The organism is Mucilaginibacter gossypii, from assembly GCF_900100945.1.
Taxonomy (GTDB): domain Bacteria; phylum Bacteroidota; class Bacteroidia; order Sphingobacteriales; family Sphingobacteriaceae; genus Mucilaginibacter; species Mucilaginibacter gossypii.
Map to the genome: position 1 here is coordinate 535061 of NZ_FNCG01000003.1, position 25639 is coordinate 560699.

A 25639-nucleotide genomic window follows, 5' to 3' on the forward strand; every position below is an offset into this window, starting at 1 on the left:
CTTCGTAAGTCTTACCTGCTGCCAATTTATGCAAGAGAAGATTAATCCTACAAAAATATCGGCCTGTCCAATTTCATGGCAATCCGGTACGCTGCATTCATCAAACCCACATGGCTATATGCCTGGGGGAAATTACCCCACTGGCTTCCGTCGCGCTCGTCGACATCCTCGCTAAAGAGCAACAGGTGATTGGAGTATTGCAGCAGGTTGCCAAACTCGCGCTGGGCATCATCCAAACGGCCAACAGCAGCCAGCGCTTCTACATACCAAAATGCACAGATCAGGAAAGTAGTTTTAGGCTTACCAAAATCGTCGGTATATAAATACCTGTAAAATAATCCATTAGGAGTCTTTAGCTCTTTTTCTAATGCAACTAAATGATCCTTCGCTTTCTGCGAATTTGGGTCAAGATAGTTCATCATAATCAATTGCAAAGTGCTGGCGTCAAGGTTACTGCTCCCGGCCGAGTTGGTGTAAACCTTGCGCGCAGGATCATAGCAGCTCTCGATATGCGCGGCTGCACGTTCTTTAAGAGAAATGGCCTTATCTATCAATTCCTGGTTTTGGATGGTACGCGCCATTTTTTCGGCAGCAGATGCACCTGCCCATTGAAACAGGTTACTGTAACAATGGATGTTGGCCATATTCCTGAACTCCCAGATCCCTGCATCTTTTTCGTCGATAGTATGTTCTATTTTGCTTAACAAAAACTCCACCCAGTGTACGGAGTCTTTTCGTTCCGAAAAAACAAAGCGGTGATCGGTGTATAATGGGAGCAGGGAGATCAATACCTGGCCGTAGATGTCATTCTGAATGTGCTCAGATGCCTGGTTACCAATGCGTACCGGCTGGTTGCCCATATAGCCTGCTAAATCAGTTAAAATATGCTCTACAAGGTCTTTTTTACCGGTAATGCCATAAAGCGGCTGATAACGTTCCATTTCCGAAAAGGTGATATCAGTAACATAGCCAAAATACTTCTCCATCTCCTCAAAATGGCCAATGTGGTTTAGCGCGGTTATTACGTAATAAGTATCGCGCAGCCAGCAATAACGATAATCCCAGTTACGGCCGCTTCCCGGCGATTCGGGCAGGCTTGTGGTGCTTGCGGCGATAATGGCACCGGTATCCTCATACTGGTGTATTTTAAGGGCCAAAGCAGAGCGGATTACAAAGGGCTGAAAATAAGTAGCAATTGACGAGTGTTTGATCCATGTACGCCAGTATTGCACGGTTTCGGCCAAAAACCGATCAGCTGTGCTGACGAGCGGCGCTTCAAGCGGTTCGCCGTAGGTCATGGCCAGGTACTTGGCTTCATTGAGTACAAAAGCCTGTCCATCAAAAACATAACTTATGGGGATATTGGTGGTAAGGCGGATGTTTTCTTCGCCGCCCAGATATTGGATATGATTGCTACCACGGTTTACACTCAACTTAACAGCACCATATACAGATACTGGGGCGCACTTTACAATGATGCGCGGTGAGCCCTCAATAACCTCAATTTTCCTGATCAGCATTAATGGTTTATAATAACGCTGATGCTGGTAAAACCTTGGTGCAAAATCGGTTATGCGATATTTACCGCCGCTTGCAGGGCATATTTCAGTAATTAAAATATTGGTATTTTCCAGGTAATGTTGATTGGTAGTGTATTCCCCTTCCGGACGGATCGAGAATTCGCCGCCCTTATCTTTATCAAGCAGGCCGCCAAAAATAAAGGTACTGTCGAACCGGGGCCAGCACAGCCAGTCGACATTGGTGTTTTTATTAATATGGGCTAAAAAGGCGCAATTGCCAATTATACCGGTATCATAGGTGTGTTTACTCATAGATAGCTGTTATTAATTTCAAACTTCAACAACACAGCCTTTGTAATGTTGGCGTAAATAATGCGATTATTTAAAGTTTGTTTGCATTTGTTTATGAATGTATAGTAACTTAGTCGTATTAAATTACCATCAAAAATCTATCATCATGAGTTTAAGACTGGGCGATAAAGCGCCAAACTTCAAAGCAAAAACATCAGAAGGCGAAATTGACTTTTACGAATATTTAGGGGATAGCTGGGGCGTGCTATTCTCGCACCCTGGCGATTATACACCTGTATGTACCACTGAACTTGGCAAAACTGCCGCGTTAAAAGATGAGTTCACTAAACGCAATGTTAAAGTATTGGCGCTTAGTGTTGACTCGGTTGAATCGCACCACGGCTGGATCCAGGACATTAACGAAACACAGGGTGTTGAAGTTAACTTTCCGATCATTGCCGATGAAGACCGCAAAATTTCTGAAGCTTATGACATGATCCACCCCAATGCCTCAGTAAATGCCACAGTGCGTTCATTGTTTATTATTGGCCCTGATAAAACTGTTAAGCTTATTATCACTTACCCCGCATCAACCGGCCGTAATTTCCAGGAAATTTTAAGGGTTATTGACTCATTGCAGTTAACCGCCAATTATAGTGTGGCAACGCCTGCCGACTGGAAAGAAGGGGAGGACGTGGTGGTAGTGCCGGCAATTAAAACTGAAGATATCTCTGCCAAATTTCCAAAGGGTTTTACCCTGGTTAAGCCCTATTTGCGCCTGACACCACAACCAAATAAATAATTTTATTTGGTTTATTTAATAATTTTATATATTTGAGGGAAGCAGGGTATCTATTCCTTCTGAACCAATAAGCCTATTTGTTTTCAGTTTGGTTTTAGTTGATCTTAACACGAATTTTTTATTACGATTATTATAATTATGAAAACTGGAAAAGTAAAATGGTTTAACACACAAAAAGGCTACGGCTTTATTATTACCGAAGAAGGTAAGGATCTTTTTGTACACTTTAAAGACGTGCAAGGCGGTGTAAATGCAATTAAGGATAATGACAGCGTCACGTACGATGTGGAAGAAGGAAGAAAAGGATTACAGGCAGTAAACGTTAAAAAAGCATAAAATATATAAAATTATTGAGCAAAACTTACTTACAAAACCTCTGTTATGACAGGGGTTTTTTTGTGCCGATTTTTTTGTTTTTATCTTCATAAATCACCTACATTAGCCAACCAATTTTTACACGCTATGACCGATGTTACCAACGCCAAAGCCACAAGGAACGCTGTTTTCTTAGTACTTGTTGCTTCCCTGGGCTATTTTGTTGATATATATGATCTTTTGGTTTTTTCTATAGTACGCATCCCCAGCCTTAAAGATATCGGCTTAAATGCACAGGAAATAACTGATAAAGGTCAGTTCATTATTAGCATCCAGATGTTTGGGCTGTTGCTTGGCGGTATCATATGGGGCATTGTCGGTGATAAAATGGGCCGTATTAAGGTGCTTTTTGGTTCGATATTACTTTACTCGATAGCCAATTTTGCCAATGGCCTTGTTCATGATGTAAATACTTATGCCATAGTAAGGTTTATCGCAGGTTTGGGGCTTGCAGGAGAACTTGGTGCCGGTATTACCCTGGTTAGCGAAACATTAAGCAAGGAAAACCGGGGTTACGGAACTATGATGGTAGCTGTTATTGGCTTGTTTGGCGCTACCGCTGCTTATGCCGTAGCTAAATTTGGCTGGCGTAATGCTTACTTTGTAGGCGGCGGCTTAGGGATTTTATTATTGCTTCTTCGTGTTGGTACTTTTGAATCGGGCATGTTTAAGAATGTTGAGAACAGCGATGTATCCAAAGGCAACATGCTCATGTTGTTTACCAACTGGGAACGTTTAAAAAAATACCTGTTTTGCATCCTGATAGGCGCGCCGCTCTGGTACGTAGTGGGTGTATTGATCAGTTTTTCGGATAAGTTTGGTGCTGCTTTAGGGGCTAAAACCCTGATCAAACCGGGCGACGGCATTTTTTACAGCTACATTGGCATCGCCATTGGTGATATTGTGGCCGGCTTATTGGCTCAGGTTACCAAATCGCGCAAACTAACGATGGCTGTATTTCTGGTTATATCATTAATTAGTGTACACTTTTATTTAAGCAGCTACGACATTACTCCAGAAAAATTTGCTGTATTAAGCTTTTTTATGGGTTGTACAGTAGGTTATTGGGCAACGTTTGTTACCATTGCGTCCGAGCAATTCGGCACCAACATCCGTTCAACAGTTACCACTACTGTACCCAACTTTGTGCGCGGCTCACTGATCCCGATAACTATAGCATTTAATGCTTTCAATGCAAAGTATGGGTATATCAAATCGGGATATATCATGATGGGGATACTTACTGCTGTAGCCCTGTTATCCTTAAGCCAGTTAAAGGAAACCTTCGGCAAGGATTTGAATTACGTAGAGATAAGCTAAAATCGGCCAGGTGTTCAATTTTTAAAAAACGGGTGTTCAAAAATGTTCCGTTTAGCCTGAAGCTAAAAACACAAGTATTGACTATCAGTTATTTATGTTTTCAGCAGTAAAATAATGAACATATAAACTGTTGATTATAAGTTGTTTACTTTTTACCGGGCGTTTACACCTAAAAAAGTTGAACACTTTCCATTATTGGCTGTAAATTCGGGTAGCTATGAGTGCCCGCATTGAAAAAAGGCGTTCCGCTGCAATTCCCAAAATTCATTACTTTTACAGCCTATGATCAGCAAAGAACAAATAGCCGAAGATTATAAACAAATACAGGATGAAATCTGCACCGCACTTGAGCAATTAGATGGCGCCGCAAAATTTGAGGAGGAGATTTGGGAGCGCGAAGGCGGGGGCGGGGGCCGTACCCGGGTTATCCAGAACGGCAACATCCTTGAAAAGGGCGGGGTTAACTTTTCGGCGGTTCACGGTCATTTGCCCGATACCATGAAACGGGCCCTGCAGGTTGAGCAGGATGATTTTTTTGCTACCGGTGTATCAATCGTGATCCACCCCAATCACCCGCTGGTACCTATTATCCACATGAATATCCGGTACTTTGAAATGCCATCAACCATGGGCGACAGCCAGAAACCGGTTCGCTGGTTTGGCGGAGGTATTGATTTAACCCCTCACTACGTCATCGAAGATGATGCCCGTTTTTTCCATGGCGGACTAAAAGCTGCGTGTGATCAATATTATGCCGATTTTTATCCCCGTTTTAAAAAATGGGCTGATGATTACTTTTTCATCAAACACCGTAATGAAACCCGTGGAATAGGCGGCATATTTTACGACAGGCTTACCGCTAATGATGAGTTAAGTTGGGAAGATATCTTTGAGTTTTCAAAATCTGTTGGCCGCTCTTTTGCACCCTTATATACTGAGTTGGTTAACCGAAATCGCGATAAATCATTTACCGAAGCGCAACAGCTTTTCCAATACCAGCGCCGCAGCCGTTATGCAGAATTTAACCTGGTTTATGATGCCGGCACCAAATTCGGGCTGGAAACCAATGGCCGGATTGAATCAATATTAATGAGCCTGCCGCCTACGGCCAAATGGGTTTATGACTATCATCCGGTAACTGGCAGCGAAGAGGAAAAAACACTATCTTTATTAAAAAAAGGCATTAACTGGGTATAGGCTTTTAGCTAATAACATCACCAATGAAAAGATCTATTGTGCCGGTAATCGGTATTTTACTGTTATGTGCTTTCCGTTTTGATGACAGTCCACTGAGAGGTGTATGGGAGTATCGCGGCGGTATAATTAACGGCAAACTTGATGCAGCCCCAACAGCTTATAAACTACAACGGGATTACGACAACGAGCATTACAAAGCGAGGGTTATAGAAGAAGGGGAGAACACCCAGGTATATGAAAAAGGCGATTACCAGTTAAAAGCTGACACCTGCTTTGAAACCCAAACCTATTGTATGCAGGAGTCAAAACTGCTTAATAAAACCATAAAATACAACTACATAATCAGTAACGATACACTTAAACTGCTTTCGGTTTTACCTAATGGCAACAAGGTTGAAGATTACTGGGTAAAGGTAAAATAAACCTGTATTAAAGTAACAAAATTGTTAACCCGGGGCAATATGTTCCCCCGGTTTATTGTTACTAAGTTGGCGCAATCCCAAGTATTTTTTTAACTTCGCAGGTCGTTGAAAAATCAATTTTAACACGCAATTATAAGAGAAGGTTCTACAAATAATTAAAAATGGCTGAAGGAACAGAAAACGATAATTCACACGCAGAAGACAGGATAATTTCGATAAATATTGATGAGGAAATGCGATCGGCGTACATTGATTATTCAATGTCGGTGATTGTTTCCAGGGCGCTGCCCGATGTCCGCGATGGACTGAAACCGGTACACAGGCGCGTACTTTACGGTATGCTTGACCTGGGTTTAACCAATAACAAACCCTATAAAAAGTCTGCCCGTATTGTGGGTGAGGTGATGGGTAAGTATCACCCGCACGGTGATAAATCGGTGTACGACACTATGGTACGTATGGCTCAGGAGTGGAGCTTACGCTACTTACTGGTTGAAGGCCAGGGTAACTACGGTTCGGTTGACGGTGACGAACCTGCGGCAATGCGTTATACAGAAGCACGCTTACAAAAGCTTGCGGAAGAGATGCTTGCTGATATCAACAAAGACACCATTGATTTCCAATTAAACTTTGACGACTCGCTACAGGAACCAACCGTACTGCCATCCAAATTTCCCAATCTGCTGGTTAACGGCGCTTCGGGTATTGCCGTAGGTATGGCTACCAATATGGCGCCGCACAACCTATCGGAAGTTATCGATGCAACTATGGCTTTAATTGATAACCGCCAGATCGAGGTTGCCGAGTTAATGAAATATGTAAAAGGCCCAGATTTCCCTACAGGCGGTATTATTTACGGGTACGACGGCCCTCGCGAAGCGCTTGAAACAGGCCGCGGCAGGGTTGTGATCCGCGCACGTGCGGAGATTGAAACCTATAATGGCGAACGTGAACGCATCATTGTTAGCGAAATACCTTACCAGGTAAATAAAGCTTTGATGATTGAGCGTACTGCCGAACTGGTTAACGAAAAGAAACTGGAAGGTATTTCGGCTATTCGTGACGAATCTAGCCGTGAAGGGATCCGCATCGTTTATGAGATCAAACGTGACGCCAATGCAGCTATTGTATTAAACAACCTGTTTAAATATACGGCCCTCCAAACATCGTTTAGTGTAAACAACATCGCGCTGGTTAATGGCCGGCCAATGCTGCTTAACCTAAAAGACCTGATCCATCACTTTGTTGAGCACCGTCATGAGGTTGTGGTACGCCGCACCAAATTTGAGCTTAATGAGGCTGAAAAACGCGCGCACATCCTTGAAGGCTTATTGATCGCTTTAGATCACCTTGATGAAGTTATCCGTCTGATCCGCGCTTCACAAACTCCTGATGAAGCAAGGGAAGGCTTGATGAGCAGCTTTGGTTTAACTGATATCCAGGCACGTGCTATCCTTGACATGACCTTAAGGAGGTTAACAGGACTTGAGCGTGACAAGATCAAAGATGAATATGCTGCTTTAATGAAACTCATTGAACACTTAAAAAACATCCTGAGCGACGAAGGTTTAAGGATGCAGATCATTAAGGATGAGTTATTGGAAGTTAAGGAAAAATATGGCGATGAGCGCCGTACCGAGATGGTTCATTCATCTGCAGAAATGCAAACTGAAGACTTTATCGAAGATGAGGATGTAGTAATAACCATCTCGCGCGAAGGCTATATCAAACGCACCCCGCTGACTGAATACCGCAGGCAAAGCAGGGGAGGTAAAGGCGCTATTGGCAGCAACAGCCGTGATGAGGATTTCATTGAGCACCTGCTTATTGCCTCAAACCACAACTATATGCTCTTCTTTACCGAATCGGGACAATGTTTCTGGCTCCGGGTGTTTGAAATACCGGAAGGCACACGTACCTCAAAAGGCCGCGCTATCCAGAATATTATCAATATTCCGAAAGAAGAGAATATCAAGGCCTACATTAAACTGATTTCGCTTAAAGATCAGAACTACCTTGAAAATAACTTCATCATTATGTGTACCAAGAAGGGTACCATCAAGAAAACCTCACTCGAGGCTTATTCACGTCCACGTTCAAACGGTATCAATGCCATCAACATTAACGAAGGCGATTCATTACTTGAGGCAAGTTTAACAAGTGGCAGCAGCGAAATTGTGATGGCACTTAAATCTGGCCGTGCTATCCGTTTCAACGAGTCGACAGTAAGGCCTATGGGACGTACAGCTACCGGTGTTCGTGGTATTACGCTTGATGACGAGAACGATGAGGTAGTTGGCATGATTGCAATTGATGACTCGGAAACAACAGTATTGGTGGTATCAGAAAAGGGATACGGTAAACGTACCGACATTGAAGACTATCGTGTTACAAACCGTGGTGGTAAAGGTGTAAAAACATTAAATATTACTGAAAAAACCGGAAACCTTGTTGCCATAAAAGGTGTTACAGATAAGGAAGACCTGATGATCATTAACAAGTCAGGTATTATTATCCGCATAGCTGTAAGCGAATTAAGAGTGATGGGCCGCGCCACACAGGGAGTAAGGCTGATAACGCTTAAAAACAATGATGAGATAGCTTCAGTAGCCAAAATTGAGCATGATGAGGACGAGGAAGTAAAAGAAGGTGATGAAAATGCAGAAGGCTCTGATACCACAGCCGAAAATACAGGCGACGGTGATACAGCTGAAAATGGTGCAGAACCATCGACTGACGATAAAACAGAATAATAAATATGCACTACCGCAAGATCATTTTATCGGTTTTAATTACAAGCTTTACTACAACTTTTGCCTTCGCACAAAAAGAGGCTCTGAAAGTTGTAGTAAATAACCTGGCTTTTTATAAACAGAAAAACGACCTGAAATATTTGGCCGCGGCCAAAAAATCTGCAGATAGTTTGATCATTACCAAGTCGGACACGGCTGATATTGAAAAAAACCTTTATCGGGCTATTGTAAATTCAAGCATCCTGTATATCGATTCGTTAAACAAACTCGGGATGCCCGCAGATATGCTTGACAAAACAACCAAACTGGTTGATCGGCTATCGGGTATGAACAAAATTTTCAAATACCAGTCAGAACTTGATTATACCAGGCGCTGCCTGGCAAACGTTTATATCCGGAAGGGGTTTGATGCGGTAAATAATTCAGATTTCACCAATGCTAAAACTTCGTTTGAAAACGCGAAAAAGTATGCGCCGGCGATGAATCAGATCAATACCTATATCGCTTTCGCAAACAATAAAGCCGGTAATTTGCAGGATGCCGCTGTGTATTATAGCAATATGCTAAGGGTTGACAGTGCACGTACTGAATATATTGAAACAGCATCAAATATCTATAAATCATTGGGGGATACGGCCAAGGCCTTACAGATTCTTCAAAAAGGGAGGAAAATCTTACCTAATGACAGATTTTTATTACTTGATGAAGCCAATATCTATAACAACAAAAAAAATTACAAAGCCTTAGAGCCCCTAATTGGCCCTCTGCTTGATATTAATGCAAATAACGCCGATATTGCATTTGTTGCTGCTAATTGCTACGATCATTTAGATAAATTTGATCAGGCAGAATCTCTTTACTTACACGCCATTGAACTAAGCGGAACATATTTTGATCCGGTATTTAACTTGGGGTTATTATATTTAAAGCAAAGCACAACTTCGAAAGGGGAGAGGAGCATCCAGGACCTGGGGCGGGCTATTCAATGGCTTGAAAAGGCCAATGAAATATCACCGAATAATGTAAACAGCCTGCAGGCTTTGCAGTTGGCATACGCAAAAACCAATAACCAGGATCAGTTAGACAAAATAAACAATAAACTAAAACAGTTAACCAATCAATAATAATCATGAAAATCAAACTTTTGATGGCGGGCCTGTTAGGCTTGGTTTCAGCAACAGCTTTTGCACAAAAAGGCGAGTTAAATACCGCAAAAGAAGAATATGAAAAATATTCGGGCTTAAGGGGCCAGCCGGCAATGGCAGCAATGGCAGGCAAAAGCCTCACTACCGCAAAAGAATCAATTGACAAAGCTTCAGCCAATGAAAAAACCGCTACTTTGCCGCTTACTTACGCTGTAAAAGGTTCAATTTATTCAGCGTTAGCTGTTCAGGATACTGTACCTGCTACTTCATTACCATTGTTTACCACAGCCGAGGAAGCCTTGAAAAAAGCTAAAGAAGCTGACACCAAAGGCGAAAATAAAAAAATGATTGATGAGGCATACTTAAACCTGGCTCAATATCAATTGACTAAAGGTGTAAAAGAATATTCGTCAGGTAAATATGACCTTGCTTACAAATCATTTGATTTTTACCGTACCGTATTGCCTGAAGATACCAATGCCATTTATTACACCGGTCTTGCAGCTGCAAACGGAAAAAATTATCCGGCGGCGATTTCAAACTACAGTAAACTGGTAACTACAAAATATTCAAAAAATGCCGGGGTTTACCTTGATCTTTCTTCATTATATCTCGCCAGCAAAGATACTGCAGGAGCTCTCAAAGCAGTATCTGAGGGTGTAACTAAATATCCTACAAACAGCGACCTGCGTAAACGCGAAATCGAAATTAGCCTGCAAACAGGAAAAGAAAAAGAAGTTACAGATAAGATCCAGGCAGCTTTAGCCAATGATCCTAAAAACAAAACTTTGTATTACTATGCAGGGTTAACTTATTCACAAACAGCCGATAATTACGCAAAAGAAGCGGGTGCAACTAAAGATGCTGCTGCAAAAGCGAAACTGCAAGCCTCAAAAGCAGAGGCTTATGTTAAAGCTGGCGAAATGTATAAGAAAGCTTTAGAAATTGATCCTAATTATTTTGAAGCTAATTTAAACTACGGCTATGTAATACTTAACCCAGCCATTGACGCTTATAATGCTGCTAATAAATTGCCTGCTAACAAACAAAAAGAATACGATGCTGCTATTGCCAAAGCTAAAGCTCAGTTTGAACAAGCGAAACCATATTTGGTAAAAGCTGTTGAACTTCAGCCAAAATCGATTGACGCATTACAAAATTTAAGAACCTATTATTTAGGTGTTAAAGATGATGCGAATGCCTCAAAATTAAAAGCCCAGATTGATGCTTTACCAGCCAATCAATAATTAGATAAAACAATATAAAAAGGAAGGGTCTTGAAAAAGACCTTTCCTTTTTATATTGTTATTTAACATAATGTTAATTATGGGAATTATTTATAGAGCGATTTTTAAGATCTGGAGTACCCAAACTTATGCCGAATTGCACGGATGCACAACTGATATTTACAGCCATTCACATGAATGTAAACTAAATGAAAAGTAGTTTACAATTTGAGAGTCAATAAGCCGCTGCAAGCTGCTATTGGGTGCGGAATAAATATATTTGACATAGCAAAAATGCTGTATTAGCCGGCTCGGAATTATTCATTTTTTTGATCGAACTCAATTGAAAATTAAAGCTATTTAACACAATAGACTTTTTCGGTTAAATAATGTGAGTCATATGGCGAAGCATTGCACGACCTCCAAAAATAAATTTTACTCTTTATATGATAACAGATCAGAACTTGATGGTTAGCGTTTGCTGTACAACTTATAATCATAAAGATTTTATTAGTCAGGCTATCGAAAGTTTCCTGATGCAGGAAACTAATTTTAGGTACGAGATTGTTGTTGGCGATGATTATTCAACCGACGGCACAACTGAAATATTGAGATCATACAAAGAAAAATACCCGGATAAAATCAAGATAATTTACCCGGAAAAAAACCGCGGTGCTCATTTAAATACAATTAATACCATCAAAGCATGTGAAGGAAAATATATTGCTCTTTGTGACGGAGATGACTTTTGGACAAGTCCACAAAAGTTGCAAAAGCAAGTCAATTTCCTGGAAAATAACCCGGAATATATTATTTGCTGCCACTACACAAGGGTAATTGATATCAACAATAATACCCTGAATATCGAGCCAAATCCTGTGCCGCTTGAGTATACTTATCAAGATTTATTAGTTGGCAGGCAGGTAGAAACTAAAACAGCAACTGTTGTTTATCATAACATTCCTGAAGTACATGAATTATTTCAGGAGCCATGGTATACGAGTTGCTATGCAGCCGATAAATTCTTTAAAATCTTCGCCACATTCAACACCGGGCGCAAAGTATATGTAATGCCTGAGGTTATGAGCTGCTATCGCAATCATGTTGGCGGCATTTGGAGCATGATAAGGAATGATGCCCGGATGGAAATGGTTATCAGTGATTTTAATCTCATCATCAGGCGTTTTCGCTATCGCGGAATGCAAAAGAAAATGCTGCTGATGTTGTATCTTAAAAGATATATACTATTTGAATTAGGCCGGTTTCGGTTACGTAAGGCTTTTGATACTGTAAAATACCTGCTTTAAACTTTATTCCAGTTTTTCCTTCCTGCTGTATTGTGATCAACCTGTACCCAACCGAGGTACGTGGATAAGTATTTTCATTTTTTTGAGGCATAAACTGCTTCGTATTATTGACTAACAAGCACCCCATGCCCTACCCTCGGGCATATAATCAATAATTAGATACGTAATTAAAACCACTTATGAGCTATCGAAGTTTCACCATACGTAATAGAAAAGATTGGGACGAATATATAAACCGGTCATATGCGCACGAGGGATTTCATACCTGGTATTATCACTCTTTAAATAACGAAGGCGAGCCGCTTTTATTTGTTTATGAAGAAGATGCAGTTTTTATAGCATTACCTGTGATCAAGAGGAAAATTGAAGGTTCCGAATACTTCGATATGACTTGTGTGTATGGTTATTCAGGGCCTCTATCCAACATCTCCCTTGAAAACTTGCCAACCGCAATAACTACAAAATTTAAGGTTGCATTTACAGGTTTTATGAAAGAAGAATTGGCCATTTGTATCTTTTCAAGATTACATCCGTTCCTCAATCAGCACCATTTGTTGGAGAATATTGGAGGTATTAAAGATAACGGCACAACGCTGTACGTTGATCTTTCAATGTCTGAAGAAGAACAACGGAATGGCTATGACAAAAGACTTGGTCGGCAGATAAGAAGCCTGCGAAAAATGGGCTTTGTTATTAAAGAGGCAGATACAATTCAGGAAATTGAACATTTTGCGGAAATGTATTATAAAAATATGGATAGGCTCCATGCCTCATCTAATTATTATTTTGATGTTCAGCATTTCATCAACCTTCTTAATGAAGAGTACATGAAAAACAAACTTATTTTAATATACAATGGGCCTAACCTTATGTGCGGAGCGCTCATTTTATTGTCTGATAACATTGTTCGGAATCATCTTTCGGCCACGTCGCCAGATTATCTGAGTATCTCTCCGAGTAAATTATTAACAGATGAAATAAGCATGATTGGAAGAAGATTAGGAAAAAAGATCTTTCACCTTGGGGGCGGCGTAGGTGGAAAGGAAGACTCACTTTTTAATTTCAAAAAGCTTTTCTCCAACTTACAGGTAAAAGATCGGATCTGGTGCTATATCAATGATGAGCCTGCATATAACGAGCTTGTTTTAAAATCGGGCGTGGATCCCAATCCTGAAATTAAATTCTTTCCATTATATCGTCATCCTAACAGAAAAGCACAGTCAACTACCTCTGAACCAGAAACCACCACAATTGAAAACCTTAATTAATTACAGAAATGAAAAATAAGTTTAACTATTCCGATGCTGACCTTGCCGTATTCGACCGGGTAATGGATGAATATGGATGGATTATATATGAAAATGCTCTGGACAATGAATTCATTGACGAAATAACAGATTCATTGATACCTGCATACGATATCAGGCGTAAAATTCAAATTGCAAATGGCATAGGCGATAACATGAATGGAACGTTACACCACCTTGTTGAACGGGAAAGATTTTCACTAAAGTTTCTTGAACGAAAATATTGTGCAGATCAGATAATGCATTTCTTAAAAGGAAATTACATTATAAATTCGCTGGGCGCGGTCATCAATTTAAAAGATGAAAAACCATATGTTCAAAACATCCATCGGGATATAAGAAGTTTTACCGGCGATTTTAAAGTAATGATTCAAATGATGATAATATTAGATGATTTTACTCTTGAAAACGGATCAACTTATTTTCTGTCAGGCTCGCATAAAAGCGATGAAAAACCGGAAAGTGATTTCTTTTACAAAAATGCAGATCGTGCCAATACAAAAAGAGGCAGCATTATCTTGTTTGACTCCAATTTGTGGCATGCGGCTGGTAAAAATTATACTGATGCAACAAGGCGGACATTAACCATGGCTTTTACTAAGCCCTTTTTTAAACAACAGCTTGATTATCCAAGATTTTTGGGATATGAATTTGGCGAAGGATTAAGTGATGACCTTAGGCAAGTTTTGGGTTATAAATCCCGGGTGCCGGAAAACTTAAACGAATATTATCAGCCTGTTGAAAAAAGAATGTACCAGCCCGGTCAGGGCTAAATTCAAAATTTGGCATCTATTGTCAATGCTATTTAATCTTTGATTTTAAAATCTGCCTTAAACTAACAACAAGGCTACACTTGTGTTATTAAAACAAAAATTTAAATCATGGATCTTAAACTTAATGATAAAACAGCTCTTGTAACCGGATCAACAGCCGGAATTGGCTATGCTATTGCAAAATCATTAGCCAACGAGGGCGCCACGGTATATGTAAATGGCCGAAACCAAACCAAGGTTGACGAAGTTGTAAAAAAGCTGATTACCGAAACCGGTAACCATAAAATTAAAGGCATTGCTGCTGATTTTTCAAATATTGCGCAAGTTGGAGCGCTAACAGCGCAACTGCCGGAAGTTGATATTTTGGTAAACAACGTAGGCATTTTTGAACCTAAACCATTTACCGAAATTACTGATGCCGACTGGCTGAAGTTTTTTGAGGTCAATGTACTAAGCGGGGTAAGGTTGTCAAGAGCCTATTTTGATAAAATGATCAGTAAAAATTGGGGCCGTATTATATTTATCTCCAGTGAATCTGCATATCAGATCCCCGAAGAAATGATCCATTATGGTACAACCAAAACTGCTCAAATTGCAGTTGCACGTGGTTTGGCTGAACTTACTAAAAGCACAGGTGTCACTGTAAATACTGTTTTGCCCGGGCCAACTTTATCTGAAGGTGTGGGCGATTTTATTGAGGCTTTGGCGAAAGATCAGGGTTTGAGTAATACTGAGGTAGAAAAAGATTTTTTTACTAATGTGCGTGGCACTTCATTAATAAAACGCTTTATTACTACAGAGGAAATTGCAAACATGGTTACCTATATTGCCAGTCCGCTATCGGCAGCAACTAATGGCGCAACTTTACGCGCTGATGGCGGGGTTATAAAAACAGCATTCTAAAACTTAAGGGAAAACGCATAAAAAATCCCGGCCAGGTATTACGCCTGACCGGGATTTTTTATGCGTTTTAAATTTCTAATGTTTTGTAGTGTCTTTTTTGCTCGTGTCGGTCTTAGCTGTGTCAGTAGCCGCCGGTGCAGGTGCACTTTGACTTGTTGAATCCATTTTTGTACTGTCAGAGCCATCGCCTGCTTTTTTTTCCGAGCTACAGCTGGTTGCAATAGCGCCGATCATTGCCGCGACAAGTGCAAAACTTAAAAATTGCTTTTTCATAGTTATTTGCTTTTGATTAAATGATCAATTTATGATGAACCATACTATTAACGAAGCTTTAACCGTATTGTTTACCGGTAATTCTGGATTTTATTATCTTTTTATTTTTAAACATACGCCTGTTTGATTCACATTTGCCACTTATTGTTTAATTTTTTTCTGATCTTTAAGCGCTATGGTGGTATCCGAAGGATTATTAAAGTGGGTAATGCGCTTCTACCCTCCTCTCCTTTTCCAGCGTATCTGGGTAGTTAAATTCAGCAAAGGCTATCGCGGTGTAAAGGTAAAAGTCAGGAAGAGTTTTCTTAATAAAAACTACAATAACTCAATTTTTGGCGGCACGCTTTTCTCGGCCGCAGATCCCTTTTACCCTATCCTGTTTTATCAAATATTTAGCCATAAAGGTTATAAACTTACTGTTTGGTCGAAATCGGCAACGGTAAAATACGCAAGGCCGGCAGCAACAAATTTATTTTTTGATATCGAGCTATCAGACAGTGATATAGCCGAAGCAGAGCATGTTTTAAATACAGCTGGGAAATTTATTCGCTCGTTCCCTATTGACATTTACAATAAAGATGGCGAAATATGCGTATCCCTCATGATTGAGGTATATGTTCGAAACTTAAACTTTACTGATACTACAATATAACTTATACTGATGACTGTAATTATGAATGACGAAGCGTTTGAAAAAAAAGGCTTCAAAATCTCAACCGATAAAAACCTACTTAACGTTGATGTTATTTATGATTATCTGAATAATGAATCGTACTGGGCAAAAGGCATCCCGCGTCAAAAATTAGCCAGGGCAATTGAAAACTCCATGTGTTTTGGTATCTATCTCAAGAATGAGCAGGTGGGTTTTGCGCGCGTTGTTTCTGATAATGCTACGTTTGCCTATATCTGCGACGTATTTATTTTACCCGGCTACCGAGGCATAGGCCTTTCCAAATGGCTGGTACAAACCATTGTCAAGCATCCCGACCTGAAAGGCTTAAGAAGGTGGTCTTTAGCTACAAAGGACGCACACAACTTATACAGCCAGTTTGGCTTTTCACCCATCTCACGCCCTGAAACTTGGATGGAAATTTTTACACCATATATTAAGCCCCAATAATAATCGAAAGGCTATGAACAAAACAAACGTTAAGAAGCTGATTTTTGAAGGTGAAGGCGTTACTGTCGATTTTAAAAAAACGATAACCAGTTGCGAAAAAATAGCCCGGACAATGGTATCATTCGCTAACAACAAAGGTGGTAAATTACTTATTGGGGTTACTGATGACGGCACAATAAAAGGTGTAAAATCAGACGATGAGGAAAGGTACATGATAACAAAGGCAGCTCATTTTTTTTCGAGGCCGGCGCTTGAACCTGTTTTTGAAGAGGTATATTTTGATGATAAACTGGTACTCGTTGTAGAGATAACCTCAAGCGAGCTAAAGCCTCATTATGCTCTCGCCGAGGATGGTAAATGGTGGGCTTACGTACGCGTTAAAGATAAAAGCGTATTAGCCAGTAAAATTGTGCTGGAAGTTTTAAAACGTTCGTCAAATGATCAGGGTGTTTTAATTGAGTATTCTGAAAACGAAAGTACCTTGCTTGGCCATTTGGAAAAAGCTGGCCGCATTACCATAAAAGAATGCAGTGAACTGCTTAAAGTTGGGCGCCGGCGTGCTCAGAATGTACTTGTTGACCTGATATTATCAGGCCTGATCAAAATCAACACAACCGAAAAGGAAGAATATTATACAGCCTGCTGACTTTTGTGTGTACCCGAATGGTTACTTTTACGCTCCTGTTGTCTGAGTAATTATGAGAGCCGTTTACCAAAAATACAAACCTTATTATCTTGAAAGCCTTAAGTTGGCTATCCCGGTAATTATATCAAACGTAGGGCATACGCTCGTTCAAATGTCTGATACCATCATTGTGGGGCATTTTGCGGGCACTGTTTCTTTGGCCGCGGTATCAACCGTAAACAGTCTGTTCATGGTTCCGCTGGTGATTGGTATGGGGATATCTTATGGTTTAACGCCACTTATCGCCCAAAATAATGGCCGAAAAAATCATAAAGAATGCGGTCTGTTATTATCCAATAGTTTATTCCTGAATATGCTGAGCGGAATTATCCTGTTTTGCGGAATTTACTTTGGCACCATGTTACTTATCGGCCATCTTGACCAGTCGCCAGCGGTTGTAAAAGAGGCTAAGCCATATTTATTTTTGCTTAGCTTGTCCCTAATACCCCTGCTTATTTTTAATACGTTTAAGCAATTTGCAGAAGGGTTGGGTTTCACCAAGCAAGCTATGATGATATCTATATGGGGTAACCTTATTAATATTTTGTTCGGGATAATTTTTGTTAAGGGCCTGTTTGGCATCCAACCAATGGGTATCAGAAGTGTTGGCTACAGTACACTGATTGATCGTTGCTTAATGGCAACTGTTATGGGTATCTATGTTTTCCGTTCAAAAAATTTTAAAACTTATTTAACAGATTTTGCCATTAAGAATATCGATAGGCTTCGAGGTATCCAGATCATGAAAATCGGTGCGCCTGTGGCAATGCAGTACACATTTGAGATCAGCGCCTTTGGCGGCGCTGCATTATTGGTTGGCACCATCGGCGTAGTTGCGCAGGCTGCACACCAGGTTACTATAACTATGGCATCCATGACTTATATGATGGCAAGCGGCATTGGTGCGGCTGCAGCAATTAAATCGGGTAACTATTTTGGTGTAAGCGATCATCGTAATTTAAGGCTTGCGGCTATATCCAATTATCACATTGTATTGCTTTTCATGACGTTTACAGCGGTAGTATTTGCTTTAGGCAGGCATCTTTTACCATGGATTATTACTTCGGATAAAGAAGTAATAACTATTGCATCACAGTTACTTATAATTGCAGCATTTTTCCAGCTGTTTGATGGCGCACAGGTTGTTGGGCTTGGTGTACTAAGGGGCATGGGCGATGTAAATATCCCAACCGTTATTACTTTTCTGGCGTACTGGATAATTGGTTTGCCTGTTGGTTACCTGCTTGGTATTAAATTAAACCTTGGGGTTTATGGGGTTTGGTATGGCCTTGTGCTGGGCCTCGGGACTGCCTCGGTACTTTTATTTGCACGGTTTAACCTGCTTAGCAAAAGCCGTAAGCAAAAGCCGGTAATACCAGTAATAGCAAAGGATTAAAAATAGAGGTCGATAGCCGCCTTGAACGTATTACAGTGCGCTTCTACAATATCTTTAATTTGTGGTGAATACCCTCCTCCCATACTTACCTGCACCGGGACATTGTGTTTGATGCATTGTTCAAAAACAAACTGATCGCGGGCTTTACATGCGTCTTTACTTAATGCAAGCTTACCCAGCTTATCAGTAGCCAAAATATCAACACCGGAAAGGTAAAAGATAAAATCGGGCTTATGTTGCTCAACCAATCGCGGCAGCGTTGTTTTAAGTATGTCGAGAAACTCGCCATCACTTACGCCGTCTTGTAAAGGGATATCCAGATCAGAGTACTCCTTTCTGTATGGGAAATTGTTAGCCCCATGCATTGAGAAAGTGAATACCCTGAACTCATTTTTAAAGATCTCAGCTGTGCCGTTGCCTTGATGCACATCTAAATCAATTATTAAAATAGATGTAGCTAATTTATTGTCCAATAAATAATTAGCTGCAATAGCTTGGTCATTTAACAAGCAGAAACCTTCGCCCCAGTTACTGCCTGCATGATGTGTACCGCCTGCAACATTGAACGCGACACCATCGTCAAAAGCGTACCGGCAGCCATCAATTGTGCCTTTTGCTATCCTGATCTCCCGTTCAACCAATTGCGCCGATAAAGGAAAACCCGTGCGGCGTTGTTCCTTCGGTGAAAGCGTGAGGTCTCGAAGCTGGTGCCAGTAATTTTCATCATGGGTACGGGTAATGATATTTTCTTCCAGCAGCCCCGGCGAAAACAGATTATTCCTGCCTATCACGCCTTCATATAATAACTGGCCCGGGATCAGTTCATACTTCAGCATAGGAAAGCGATGCCCTTCGGGCAGCGGATGGGCATATATCGGATCGTAAGCTATTTTGAGCATACCTTCTATCCTATCAACTCTCCAACATGTTTTTGAATATTGTCGCAAATGCTATCCAACGGTAAATCATTAGCATCCCGACCAAAAGGATCCTCAATTTCTTCAGCTAATAACTCAATACTCGCAAAAACAAAAAGTACAAAGCAGATTATCGGAATAATAAAATATTTGAGATCAAAGGCCCAGGTAAACGGCAGGGTCATGATATACGTAAAAATAAATTTCTTGATAAAAACATTATACGAAAACGGAATAGGCGTTTTCTTAATTCGTTCACATGCACCGCAAATATCTGTAAAAGAAGTAATTTCAGCTGTTATGCTAAACAACTGCTCCGGGTTGATAGCGCCTTCTTTATTTAACCTGTAAATGTTTTTAATCATTTCAGAAGCTACCTGGTTGGGTACATGTTTTTGTGCATCGACACTGATGAACGACTGCTCCTCCGGAATATATTCATCTCGCAAATGATCTCTCAGGGCCCTTGCATAACGGGGAATAGCGTAATTGAAAAAAGCCAGTTCATCTTCACCAATAAGGTGTTTTAATTTAATAGCGAGATTGCGGCTATTGTTAACCAGGCTTCCCCAGATCTTACGCCCTTCCCACCAGCGGTCATAAGCAGAGTTGATACGAAATGCCAGTAATAAGGAGAATACAAAACCTATTGTTTGATGAATAAAAATTACCTTCTTAAGTATGCTTGTATCGGGTAGCTGCCAGAAATCAATCAGGAAATAAGTAACAACACCTGCATATGCACCTACGGCAAGCATAAGTGGAAATAACTCGCGCAGCGTTTCGGCCTTGTTTATTTTAAAAATGAATGAAAACCACTCTTTGGGATTGTAATAAACCATATAACTCTGAAAATTTAAACAGCTTTTAATGCATCAGCCATCAACCTGGCTGCTTGGTAAACATCCTCAAATGTATTGTAAAGCGGTACAGGGCTCAGGCGGATCACGTCCGGTTCGCGCCAGTCTCCTATTACGCCATTTTGCGCAAGGTAGTTGAAAATAGCTTTGGCATTTCGTTTACATACCACCGAAAGCTGGCAGCCGCGGGCAACTGGATCGGCGGGTGTGATGATCTTATAGATCACTTCACCCTGCTCTTTATTAATGCCCTGAATCAAAAACTCCAAATATCCCGTTAAATGAATGCTTTTTTGACGAAGGGTATCTAACCCGCCCGCATCATCAAAAATAGCCATAGAAGCTTTAAATAAAGCGAGGAGCGGAATTGGACTGGTGCTTATCTGCCAGCCGGCTGCCCCAACTTCCGGGTCAAAGCCCGGGGCCATCAAAAACTGCTTATCACGACGATATCCCCACCAACCCGCAAATCTGTTCAATTCCTTATCGGCAAAATGTTTTTCATGCACAAAAATGCCGCTTATACCGCCCGGTCCGGAGTTCATGTATTTGTACGAACACCAGCAGGCAAAATCAGCGCCCCAATCGTGCAACTGCAAGGGAACATTCCCCGCAGCATGGGCCAGGTCAAAACCGGCATAGGCGCCTGCGGCGTGGGTAGCATCCGTAATTGCTTTCAGATCAAAAAACTGCCCGGTGTAGTAATTGATCCCACCAAACAACACTAAAGCAAGCTCTTCTTTATTTTCATCGATAGTTTTGAGGATATCTTCGGTACGTAATGTAACTTCCCCGTCCCGCGGGAAAATCTCAATTATTGTATCCTTAGGATCGAGACCGTGGAATCTCACCTGGCTTTCCATTGCATATTGATCAGAAGGGAAAGCCCCTCCCTCCATGAGAATTTTAAAACGCTTATTATCTGGTTTATAAAAACTTACCATCAATAAATGAAGATTTACTGTAAGTGAGTTCATTATGGTAACTTCATTTTCCTGCGCGCCTACAAGGCCGGCAATTGAGCCGGTAATAGATTTGTGATAATCAAGCCAGGGATCATCTCCCTGAAACCAACCTTCAACAGCAAGGTTTTTCCAGGTGTTTAATTGATCGGCTAAATATTGTTGCGCGGAAACCGGTTGCAAGCCAAGCGAGTTACCGCAAAGGTAAACCGCGTCTTCACCATTGTGCTGGGGAATTAAAAAACGACTTCGGAAATTTTTTAATGAATCCTGCTCATCCTGCCGCCGGGCAAACGCCAGATCGTTTTGATAGTTCATTCGCCAATAATACAAAATAGGAAGCTTATTTGTTGGGCTTGCTCACGTAAATATTGCCTTTTACATAGAAACGATAAGGCAGCAAGGCATCTTCAGCAGCGTAAGCCACTCCTATTCGTGGGCCGGTTTTTATCTGATTATCCGGAAAGTGAAGGCCTCGGTCTTCAAGCCAGATCGTATCGCCCTGCAAACTAAACGCATTGATAATGCGCGAAATGCCTAAAGCTCTGGCTACCGAACCGGGCCCGGCAGTTATGGTTGGCTTAAGAACCGGCATGTTGCGCCGTACCTGCATTGCTTCAATTCCTTCGGTAGGCTGAATAGCCCGGATAAGAATTGCCTGCGGATGCCCATCGCTTGAGGTAACGATATTAAACATTTCATGAATACCATAACAGAGATAAACATATGCAATCCCCCCCTGCATGAACATGGTTTTAGTCCGGGGGGTAAGTCGATTACCAAAAGCGTGAGAAGCTTTATCTATTACACCGTTATAAGCTTCTGTTTCAACAATATATCCTCCTGTTGTTATACCATCAATGCAAGTAAATAAATACTTACCTAACAGATCTTTACTGATACTTACAACATCGTTACCCAGGTAATAACTTTCAGGTATTTTCATTTTTTCAGGATCCCCTTCAATAATTTGTTAATCTCTTTTGCCTTGTCAAAGATCATGATATGTGTACCTCCTTTAACAATGGTGGCGTTTTTTATTCTTTTGTAATCAAACACCAAATCCATATCACCGGTGATGTGATAGAGGTTTGGCGGGATAACTTCGTTCTTCCAGTGTAAAATGGCATACATAGCCCATTTCATAAATACCGGCGATGATCTTTTGAGCATATTGCTAAATAACCAGGCATCCTCCTGACTCATGTGACCAAACAAAGGTTTGATCATAAAACCCATCAAATTAAATACTTTTCGCGGGACAAGTTTGTAAACAGGCAGCGCGTGAAAGAGTTTAAAATACCATGGCGCCTCATCACTGGTTTTAATACTGGAAATCAAAATAACCTTTTCGGCAGGGATGAGCTTCGCTATTTCAACAGCGACAATCCCGCCTAAGGAGTTGCCGATCAGTACTGAGTTTGATTTAATATTGTATTGATAAATAAGCTTTTGTGAGTATGAAGTTAAAGTATCAACAAAAGCCGGTTCTATCCAGTCTACCGTAATTACCTCATGCTCATCACTGAGGTTAATATTGTTGTAAACACGCGTATCAGCACCGAGACCGGCAATAAGATAGATCCTGCTCATTAAAAATTAATAAGCTTTACTATTTGTTCAAGATATTGCGCATCGGTTTCATTAAACTGATCAAGTAATTCGCTATCCACATCCAGCACTGCTACAACTTCGTTATCTTTAAATACCGGCACTACAATTTCCGAGCGGGAAAGTGAGCTACAGGCAATATGCCCAGGAAATGCATCAACATCCGGCACAATCAAAGTTTTAGCCTGCTGCCAAGCGGTACCGCAAACACCTTTCCCCAAGCCAATACGGGTACACGCAACCGGCCCTTGAAATGGCCCTAAAACCAATTCGTTTTCTTTAACCAGGTAAAAACCTACCCAAAACCATTTAAACTGCTCTTTTAAGGCTGCCGCTACGTTTGCCATATTAGCAACGAGGTCAGGTTCGCCATAAAGTAACGCTTCTACTTGAGGGACAAGTGTTGCGTATTGCTCTGCTTTATCGGTCGATGTATTTATTGTTAGATCTTCTGCCATGATGTAAAAGTAAGGATGCCACGTTGAAACTAAATAAGGCAAATATCATATTTAATCTTTTATTTAGCATTTACATGATAGTTAGCCTTACTATAATCCGCTACCGCAAACTGTTTGTTCCTTTTGCCCTGTTGGCTATGGCTATTCATCGCCTTCCCCTATTGATGCAAAAAGGATGCAGTTTTTACAAACTTCTTGGCTCTGGAAAAAACGGAACATTTGACCTTGAACCCGACTGGCAACAATGGGGCTTGTTGGCTTGCTGGGATAGCAGGGAAAATTTTGACGCATTTTATAACAGGTCGTTCGTCCCATCCTGGTGGAAGCTGTTAGGTACTGAAAGCTGGACTATGATTTGTCAGCCCCTGCAAAGCCACGGGAGTTGGGATGGAAAAGAGCCATTCGGCAAGCCCGATGCAAGCGACATTAATGGCCCAGTCGCCGTACTCACACGCGCAACAATCAAACTTAGCAGGTTAAAGAATTTCTGGGCTAATGTAGATACCGTTGCAAACATAATGACATCCGCTCCCGGATATATAAATTCATTTGGCGTTGGCGAAGCTCCGGTATACAGACAAGCTACATTTTCTGTTTGGGAAAGCCTGGAACACGTCAAAGCTTTTGCATATAAAAGCCCCGAACATGCCGAAGTAATTAAAAAGACAAGAAGCGAAGGCTGGTATAGCGAAGAGCTTTTTGCGCGGTTTAAACCAATCGCGAGCTTTGGCACCATTTACGGAAAAGATCCGCTGAACGGTTTATTGAATAAATAAAACAGACATGAGAATTATTGCAGAACTTCCCCATCCCGATTTTAAAATCTCTATCCTGAATATGAACAATAAGTTTATTGTAAAGGTAGAGCAGGGTTCCCTTGAGCAGAGTTACAAGATCCCGGAAATGGATTTAACCGAGGGGGTTAACAGTGTTTTTGAGTTGCTTGATGAAGAGTTTTTAAAAAAGATAGCTGCCCGATTTATCGACATGCGTAACGATTATAAAGACGCTTATTTTAGATACAACTATTGAAATAAGGTCATTAATACTGTTGATAATCAGATTTTTACAAACAAGTATTATTCTAAACAGAATTTAATTTGGCAAAATAAAGTCTTTTTAAATTATGCTTGTCTTTATTTCACACCATATATAAATAATATATTTAATAAAACAAACTTAATATATTGATAATTAATATTTTATAATATAAAACAAAATTTTATTCTGCGTTGATTTTAATGGAATAAATGAAAGGTCAAGCCAATAACAGGTCGCAATACCAAAAACCGGAAGGTTTGGTATCGGTAGCAGAAACGCAGGAATCATTGGCGTTTTTCGGCGCGGCGTATTCCTTAAAAATTTTCACACCTGTTTTGTATTCAATTGGGTTTTTAAATATTGGCCCTTTAAAAGTGAAGGTGTGGAACTCCCCGTTTTCGCCGCAAACGTCAACATCGTCAGGCAACGCATCAATTAACTCGCGGCTGATCTCTTTACCAACAATGCGTTCCAAACGTTGCTGGGTACAGGCTATCACAGTTCCGAAACCGAGGTTCAAAAATTCATTTATCAATTCGGAGGTATCCCTTTTCCATAAGGGGTAAATACCTCTGAGCCCAACCTCGCTTAACCGTGCATCGCGGTAATCTTTTAGGTCCTGCAAAAATATATCTCCAAAAACGGAATGGGTTACACCTTCATTTTTAAACCGGTTTAAATGGTATCGCATTACATCGTCATATTCCTGCATGCCCGGCATTTCGGGCAGGCGGATCTGATATAATGGAATGCCGATAGCTTCTGCTTGTTTAGTCAGTAATTCCGTCCTTACACCATGCATGGAAATCCTGTCGGCTGCATCATTGATCGTAGTTACAAGATAGGCGATTTCAAGATCCGGATTTTGCAGGCAATGATATAAAGCGAGGGCGCTGTCTTTACCGCCGCTCCAATTGAAGATACACTTCATATTTAATTATTTAATTATTTAATTATTGAATTAGAGAATTAATG

The 25639-nt window shown here is 40.8% G+C and carries 27 protein-coding genes; 18 read left to right on the forward strand and 9 right to left on the reverse strand.

All coding sequences use genetic code 11. From position 1 onward, the window contains the following. Nucleotides 1–47: 47 nt before the first annotated feature. Complete coding sequence (locus BLS28_RS08420) at nt 48–1832, reverse strand: glycoside hydrolase family 15 protein (protein WP_091164610.1); 1785 nt, start codon at nt 1830–1832, stop codon at nt 48–50. Nucleotides 1833–1977: 145 nt separating this feature from the next. On the opposite strand from BLS28_RS08420, the gene BLS28_RS08425 reads away from it, so the two are divergent. From BLS28_RS08425 to BLS28_RS08480, 12 genes are all read left to right on the forward strand, one after another. After that, a complete protein-coding gene (locus BLS28_RS08425; RefSeq protein ID WP_091164988.1) occupies nt 1978–2613 on the forward strand; it encodes a peroxiredoxin in 636 nt (211 codons plus the stop codon). A gap of 138 nt (nt 2614–2751) precedes the next feature. Next, the gene (locus BLS28_RS08430; RefSeq protein WP_090525558.1) at nt 2752–2949 is read left to right on the forward strand and encodes a cold-shock protein; all 198 of its coding nucleotides are present in this window, start codon (nt 2752–2754) and stop codon (nt 2947–2949) included. A gap of 126 nt (nt 2950–3075) precedes the next feature. After that, entirely contained in the window at nt 3076–4308 is a 1233-nt protein-coding gene (locus BLS28_RS08435; RefSeq protein ID WP_091164614.1) for an MFS transporter, read from the forward strand. 282 nt (nt 4309–4590) lie between these two features. Further along, nucleotides 4591–5505, forward strand: coding sequence for an oxygen-dependent coproporphyrinogen oxidase (hemF, locus tag BLS28_RS08440; RefSeq protein ID WP_091164615.1), 915 nt, complete (start codon nt 4591–4593; stop codon nt 5503–5505). Nucleotides 5506–5528: 23 nt separating this feature from the next. Further along, entirely contained in the window at nt 5529–5927 is a 399-nt protein-coding gene (locus tag BLS28_RS08445) for a hypothetical protein (protein ID WP_091164618.1), read from the forward strand. 161 nt (nt 5928–6088) lie between these two features. After that, a complete protein-coding gene (gene gyrA, locus BLS28_RS08450; RefSeq protein WP_091164620.1) occupies nt 6089–8680 on the forward strand; it encodes a DNA gyrase subunit A in 2592 nt (863 codons plus the stop codon). Nucleotides 8681–8685: 5 nt separating this feature from the next. Beyond that, nucleotides 8686–9804 carry a tetratricopeptide repeat protein gene (locus tag BLS28_RS08455; protein ID WP_091164626.1) on the forward strand — a complete coding sequence of 373 codons (1119 nt, stop codon included), beginning with the start codon at nt 8686–8688 and terminating at the stop codon, nt 9802–9804. A gap of 5 nt (nt 9805–9809) precedes the next feature. Next, entirely contained in the window at nt 9810–11072 is a 1263-nt protein-coding gene (locus BLS28_RS08460) for a tetratricopeptide repeat protein (protein WP_091164631.1), read from the forward strand. 425 nt (nt 11073–11497) lie between these two features. Further along, a complete protein-coding gene (locus BLS28_RS08465; protein ID WP_091164634.1) occupies nt 11498–12358 on the forward strand; it encodes a glycosyltransferase family 2 protein in 861 nt (286 codons plus the stop codon). A 179-nt stretch (nt 12359–12537) separates the two neighbouring features. Beyond that, entirely contained in the window at nt 12538–13626 is a 1089-nt protein-coding gene (locus tag BLS28_RS08470) for a GNAT family N-acetyltransferase (RefSeq protein ID WP_176844408.1), read from the forward strand. Nucleotides 13627–13688: 62 nt separating this feature from the next. Continuing rightward, nucleotides 13689–14438 carry a phytanoyl-CoA dioxygenase family protein gene (locus tag BLS28_RS08475; RefSeq protein WP_243770767.1) on the forward strand — a complete coding sequence of 250 codons (750 nt, stop codon included), beginning with the start codon at nt 13689–13691 and terminating at the stop codon, nt 14436–14438. Between the two features lie 108 nt (nt 14439–14546). Next, entirely contained in the window at nt 14547–15341 is a 795-nt protein-coding gene (locus BLS28_RS08480; protein ID WP_091164639.1) for an SDR family NAD(P)-dependent oxidoreductase, read from the forward strand. A gap of 75 nt (nt 15342–15416) precedes the next feature. Here BLS28_RS08480 and BLS28_RS08485 read toward each other — a convergent pair whose 3' ends face one another. After that, complete coding sequence (locus tag BLS28_RS08485; RefSeq protein WP_091164641.1) at nt 15417–15614, reverse strand: hypothetical protein; 198 nt, start codon at nt 15612–15614, stop codon at nt 15417–15419. A gap of 175 nt (nt 15615–15789) precedes the next feature. On the opposite strand from BLS28_RS08485, the gene BLS28_RS08490 reads away from it, so the two are divergent. The 4 genes from BLS28_RS08490 to BLS28_RS08505 are packed head-to-tail and all read left to right on the forward strand — an operon-like array spanning nt 15790 to nt 18815. Further along, a complete protein-coding gene (locus BLS28_RS08490; RefSeq protein ID WP_091164644.1) occupies nt 15790–16266 on the forward strand; it encodes a DUF4442 domain-containing protein in 477 nt (158 codons plus the stop codon). A gap of 9 nt (nt 16267–16275) precedes the next feature. Continuing rightward, nucleotides 16276–16734: a GNAT family N-acetyltransferase gene (locus BLS28_RS08495; protein WP_091164647.1), complete on the forward strand. Its 459-nt coding sequence runs from the start codon at nt 16276–16278 to the stop codon at nt 16732–16734. A gap of 13 nt (nt 16735–16747) precedes the next feature. Continuing rightward, nucleotides 16748–17380 (forward strand): AlbA family DNA-binding domain-containing protein, encoded by a 633-nt coding sequence (locus tag BLS28_RS08500; protein ID WP_091164649.1) that lies wholly within the window; start codon nt 16748–16750, stop codon nt 17378–17380. A gap of 52 nt (nt 17381–17432) precedes the next feature. Beyond that, the gene (locus BLS28_RS08505; protein ID WP_091164653.1) at nt 17433–18815 is read left to right on the forward strand and encodes an MATE family efflux transporter; all 1383 of its coding nucleotides are present in this window, start codon (nt 17433–17435) and stop codon (nt 18813–18815) included. Here the strand turns inward: BLS28_RS08505 and BLS28_RS08510 are convergent. Genes BLS28_RS08510 through msrC form a run of 6 tightly spaced genes read right to left on the reverse strand, consistent with a single transcriptional unit; the run spans nt 18812 to nt 23623 of the window. Continuing rightward, on the reverse strand, nt 18812–19714 hold the full coding sequence (locus tag BLS28_RS08510) for a histone deacetylase family protein (protein WP_091164656.1): 903 nt from the start codon (nt 19712–19714) through the stop codon (nt 18812–18814). The genes BLS28_RS08505 and BLS28_RS08510 overlap by 4 nt on opposite strands. Before the next feature lie 5 nt (nt 19715–19719). Continuing rightward, the gene (locus BLS28_RS08515; protein WP_091164659.1) at nt 19720–20574 is read right to left on the reverse strand and encodes a bestrophin family protein; all 855 of its coding nucleotides are present in this window, start codon (nt 20572–20574) and stop codon (nt 19720–19722) included. A gap of 14 nt (nt 20575–20588) precedes the next feature. Further along, on the reverse strand, nt 20589–21872 hold the full coding sequence (gene kynU, locus BLS28_RS08520; RefSeq protein ID WP_091164662.1) for a kynureninase: 1284 nt from the start codon (nt 21870–21872) through the stop codon (nt 20589–20591). A gap of 25 nt (nt 21873–21897) precedes the next feature. Continuing rightward, nucleotides 21898–22500, reverse strand: coding sequence for a DNA-3-methyladenine glycosylase (locus BLS28_RS08525; RefSeq protein ID WP_091164669.1), 603 nt, complete (start codon nt 22498–22500; stop codon nt 21898–21900). Then, a complete protein-coding gene (locus BLS28_RS08530; RefSeq protein WP_091164673.1) occupies nt 22497–23147 on the reverse strand; it encodes an alpha/beta hydrolase in 651 nt (216 codons plus the stop codon). The genes BLS28_RS08525 and BLS28_RS08530 overlap by 4 nt, the downstream gene beginning before the upstream one ends. Next, nucleotides 23147–23623 carry a free L-methionine (R)-S-oxide reductase MsrC gene (msrC, locus tag BLS28_RS08535; RefSeq protein WP_091164677.1) on the reverse strand — a complete coding sequence of 159 codons (477 nt, stop codon included), beginning with the start codon at nt 23621–23623 and terminating at the stop codon, nt 23147–23149. The genes BLS28_RS08530 and msrC overlap by 1 nt, the downstream gene beginning before the upstream one ends. Nucleotides 23624–23697: 74 nt before the next feature. Between msrC and BLS28_RS08540 the strand changes: the two genes are divergently transcribed. Continuing rightward, nucleotides 23698–24399, forward strand: a complete 702-nt coding sequence (locus tag BLS28_RS08540; RefSeq protein WP_091164683.1) for a DUF3291 domain-containing protein — start codon at nt 23698–23700, stop codon at nt 24397–24399. A gap of 7 nt (nt 24400–24406) precedes the next feature. Next, nucleotides 24407–24655, forward strand: a complete 249-nt coding sequence (locus BLS28_RS08545; RefSeq protein ID WP_091164687.1) for a hypothetical protein — start codon at nt 24407–24409, stop codon at nt 24653–24655. Nucleotides 24656–24881: 226 nt separating this feature from the next. Here the strand turns inward: BLS28_RS08545 and BLS28_RS08550 are convergent, their stop codons facing one another. Then, the gene (locus BLS28_RS08550) at nt 24882–25595 is read right to left on the reverse strand and encodes a Dph6-related ATP pyrophosphatase (protein WP_091164690.1); all 714 of its coding nucleotides are present in this window, start codon (nt 25593–25595) and stop codon (nt 24882–24884) included. Nucleotides 25596–25639: the final 44 nt, after the last annotated feature.

Bases quoted from the DNA above. Each gene is read 5' to 3' on its own strand.
- BLS28_RS08500 (WP_091164649.1), top strand. From the start codon at position 16,748: ATGAACAAAACAAACGTTAAGAAGCTGATTTTTGAAGGTGAAGGCGTT.
- BLS28_RS08475 (WP_243770767.1), top strand. From the start codon at position 13,689: ATGGATGAATATGGATGGATTATATATGAAAATGCTCTGGACAATGAA.
- BLS28_RS08455 (WP_091164626.1), top strand. From the start codon at position 8,686: ATGCACTACCGCAAGATCATTTTATCGGTTTTAATTACAAGCTTTACT.
- BLS28_RS08505 (WP_091164653.1), top strand. From the start codon at position 17,433: ATGAGAGCCGTTTACCAAAAATACAAACCTTATTATCTTGAAAGCCTT.
- BLS28_RS08490 (WP_091164644.1), top strand. From the start codon at position 15,790: ATGGTGGTATCCGAAGGATTATTAAAGTGGGTAATGCGCTTCTACCCT.
- BLS28_RS08525 (WP_091164669.1), bottom strand. From the start codon at position 22,500: ATGAAAATACCTGAAAGTTATTACCTGGGTAACGATGTTGTAAGTATC.
- BLS28_RS08510 (WP_091164656.1), bottom strand. From the start codon at position 19,714: ATGCTCAAAATAGCTTACGATCCGATATATGCCCATCCGCTGCCCGAA.
- BLS28_RS08495 (WP_091164647.1), top strand. From the start codon at position 16,276: ATGACTGTAATTATGAATGACGAAGCGTTTGAAAAAAAAGGCTTCAAA.
- hemF (WP_091164615.1), top strand. From the start codon at position 4,591: ATGATCAGCAAAGAACAAATAGCCGAAGATTATAAACAAATACAGGAT.
- BLS28_RS08530 (WP_091164673.1), bottom strand. From the start codon at position 23,147: ATGAGCAGGATCTATCTTATTGCCGGTCTCGGTGCTGATACGCGTGTT.
- BLS28_RS08420 (WP_091164610.1), bottom strand. From the start codon at position 1,832: ATGAGTAAACACACCTATGATACCGGTATAATTGGCAATTGCGCCTTT.
- BLS28_RS08470 (WP_176844408.1), top strand. From the start codon at position 12,538: ATGAGCTATCGAAGTTTCACCATACGTAATAGAAAAGATTGGGACGAA.
- BLS28_RS08550 (WP_091164690.1), bottom strand. From the start codon at position 25,595: ATGAAGTGTATCTTCAATTGGAGCGGCGGTAAAGACAGCGCCCTCGCT.
- msrC (WP_091164677.1), bottom strand. From the start codon at position 23,623: ATGGCAGAAGATCTAACAATAAATACATCGACCGATAAAGCAGAGCAA.
- BLS28_RS08445 (WP_091164618.1), top strand. From the start codon at position 5,529: ATGAAAAGATCTATTGTGCCGGTAATCGGTATTTTACTGTTATGTGCT.
- BLS28_RS08460 (WP_091164631.1), top strand. From the start codon at position 9,810: ATGAAAATCAAACTTTTGATGGCGGGCCTGTTAGGCTTGGTTTCAGCA.
- BLS28_RS08430 (WP_090525558.1), top strand. From the start codon at position 2,752: ATGAAAACTGGAAAAGTAAAATGGTTTAACACACAAAAAGGCTACGGC.
- BLS28_RS08465 (WP_091164634.1), top strand. From the start codon at position 11,498: ATGATAACAGATCAGAACTTGATGGTTAGCGTTTGCTGTACAACTTAT.
- BLS28_RS08545 (WP_091164687.1), top strand. From the start codon at position 24,407: ATGAGAATTATTGCAGAACTTCCCCATCCCGATTTTAAAATCTCTATC.
- kynU (WP_091164662.1), bottom strand. From the start codon at position 21,872: ATGAACTATCAAAACGATCTGGCGTTTGCCCGGCGGCAGGATGAGCAG.
- BLS28_RS08540 (WP_091164683.1), top strand. From the start codon at position 23,698: ATGATAGTTAGCCTTACTATAATCCGCTACCGCAAACTGTTTGTTCCT.
- gyrA (WP_091164620.1), top strand. From the start codon at position 6,089: ATGGCTGAAGGAACAGAAAACGATAATTCACACGCAGAAGACAGGATA.
- BLS28_RS08515 (WP_091164659.1), bottom strand. From the start codon at position 20,574: ATGGTTTATTACAATCCCAAAGAGTGGTTTTCATTCATTTTTAAAATA.
- BLS28_RS08425 (WP_091164988.1), top strand. From the start codon at position 1,978: ATGAGTTTAAGACTGGGCGATAAAGCGCCAAACTTCAAAGCAAAAACA.
- BLS28_RS08435 (WP_091164614.1), top strand. From the start codon at position 3,076: ATGACCGATGTTACCAACGCCAAAGCCACAAGGAACGCTGTTTTCTTA.
- BLS28_RS08485 (WP_091164641.1), bottom strand. From the start codon at position 15,614: ATGAAAAAGCAATTTTTAAGTTTTGCACTTGTCGCGGCAATGATCGGC.
- BLS28_RS08480 (WP_091164639.1), top strand. From the start codon at position 14,547: ATGGATCTTAAACTTAATGATAAAACAGCTCTTGTAACCGGATCAACA.